A 2219-nucleotide genomic window follows, 5' to 3' on the forward strand; every position below is an offset into this window, starting at 1 on the left:
AAGCTGACCCGCACCCTCTTCCTCGTTCCCCTTGTGGCGGGCTTCTCACTGGCGTTCGTGCGCCGCTCCCGGCAAACGGACGACGTGCTGCGTGGCGTGGGCGCGGCGTTTCCGGGGTTCGTCGTCGCATTCGTCGGCATGAGCATGCTCAGCAGCGCCGGGGTCATCTCGCAGCCGGTTGCTGCCGCGTTGGGCCAGGCGAGCAAGCTCATGATTACCCTGGTCCTGGTCGCCGTGGGACTTAGCTCCGATCTGGGGCGGGTGCGCCATCTCGGTCTGCGTCCCTTACTCATCGGACTGGTCACGTCCGTGGTCGTTGCCGTCACCGGCTTCTGGCTGCTGACCGGCGTGCTCGGCTGACGAACCACTTCCTGCAGGCGAGTTGGGCAACCGTGCGCTTGAAGCGGCGGCCGAGCGAATACGCTGCATACCTGCTTGACGTCGACGGAGTCCTCTGCCGCGGCGAGCAGGTGGTGGAAGGAGCCGTCCAGGCCCTTGAGCGCCTCCAGCGCGGGGGGAAGCGGCTTGCCTTCGTCAGCAACACTTCGCTGCGGTACGCCGCGACGGTCCTCCGCCGGATCCGCCGGCTCGGCGCGGAGGTCTCGGAGGACAAGGTGCTCGTGGCGGGCGCGCTGACCGCCGAGTGGATAGCGGAACGCTCCCCGGGGGCATCGGTCTACGTTCTCGGGAGCCAGGAACTGGCGGGCGAGATGCGTCAAAGCGGACTCCATGGTGTCGAGGACCCGGGCGCATGCGGCCACCGGTGTCAGTACCTGGTTGTGGGCAATGCCCCAAACTCTCGCACACCCGTACAAGAGACGCTGTTTGTTGGCGACACGCTCGACACCGACGTGGTGGCCGGGCTGGCAGTTGGTTTCCCTACGGCTCTGGTGCTCACCGGTAACACGACCGAGCGCGAGCTGGAAGCATCACGCATCAAGCCGGATTATGTGCTGCAAAACCTGCTGGACCTGTGGGCAACCCCGTGATAACGGTTAGCGACTGACAACCGGTTTTTTCGAAGATTGCAGGAGGAGTCGAGCTCGATGGCTCGAACTGTATAGATAGGTCACGATGATGACAGCCAGGTATGATATGGGTATGGCAGATCGGGCCCTCGGACCGGTCCCAGTCGGCCGGGTGGGAGAGCAAGTAGGTCCAGGTTGCTCGGGTCGAGCGGCCCGAGGGGTGCTCGCCGAATGCTGCCAGGGGGAGGTTGTCGCGTGTCCCACTTGCGCGCCACAGACGCGGAGACTCCTCTTTCAGGGGATGTGCTGCTTTCGGCCGACGTTTTGAAATGGTTTGCAGAGGCCGTCCTGCGCAAAGCGGGGGTTGCCGACGAAATCGCAGCAGCGGTGGCGTGGTCACTGGTTGAGGCGGACCTGCGAGGCCACAGCTCGCACGGTGTGATGCGGCTGCCAGTCATCGTGCGGCGCATCCGGGCCGGGGCGTACAACCTCGAGACCCTGCCGAGTGTGGTGTCGGAGACGCCCACCACCGGGGTAATCGACGCTGCCAACGGTTTCGGCCAGGTGGCTCTCCAGATGGCGGTGGACCTGGCCATCCAGAAGGCGCAAGGCGCCAACGTGGCTGTGGCGGTGGTTCGGCGTTCCCAGAATTTCGGGAGCCTCGGCCCGTACGCGGAGCGCATCGCCGAACGGGGCCTGATCGGGTTCGTGTGCACCAACGGCGCCCCCGCGATGACGCCGCCCGGCGGGCGCGGTCGGGTGCTCGGAACCAACCCGCTGGCCATCTCGATTCCGTACAAGGAGGCCATCACGCTTGACATGGCCACCTCCGTGGTCGCCCGTGACAAGATCACTCTGGCCCGCAAGAGCGGCCGGCCCATCCCCGAGGGATGGGCCCTGGATGCGGACGGCAACCCGACGACGGACCCCGCAGAGGCGCTGGAAGGATCCCTGCTCCCCGTCGGCGGGCACAAAGGCTTCGGGCTGGCTCTGGCCATCGAGGTGCTGGCGGCGTGCCTGTCTGATTCGAGCATCGGTACCGAGGTGGGCTGGTTGTACGAGACCACGCGCCCCCAAGGGGTAGGGCACCTCGTCGCGGCGCTGCGACCCGATGCCTTCATTCCGGCTGTCCGCTTCGCGCAGAACGTGGAGCGGCTCGCATCCATGGTTAAACAGGCAACCCGGCCGGAACCCGGCGCGACCGTATACCTCCCTGGTGAACCTGAGCACCGGACCCGCCGTCAGCGGCTT

At 66.3% G+C, this 2219-nt stretch carries 3 protein-coding genes; all 3 read left to right on the forward strand.

All coding sequences use genetic code 11. From position 1 onward, the window contains the following. A partial coding sequence (locus AB1609_21855) for a putative sulfate exporter family transporter (protein ID MEW6049080.1) occupies window positions 1–360 on the forward strand: 360 nt, incomplete at its 5' end. Between the two features lie 32 nt (window positions 361–392). Then, the gene (locus AB1609_21860; protein ID MEW6049081.1) at window positions 393–989 is read left to right on the forward strand and encodes an HAD hydrolase-like protein; all 597 of its coding nucleotides are present in this window, start codon (window positions 393–395) and stop codon (window positions 987–989) included. A gap of 234 nt (window positions 990–1223) precedes the next feature. After that, window positions 1224–2219: Ldh family oxidoreductase (locus tag AB1609_21865; protein ID MEW6049082.1), on the forward strand; the 996-nt coding region annotated here is incomplete at its 3' end.

The organism is Bacillota bacterium (genome assembly GCA_040754675.1).
Lineage (GTDB): Bacteria > Bacillota > Limnochordia > Limnochordales > Geochordaceae > Geochorda.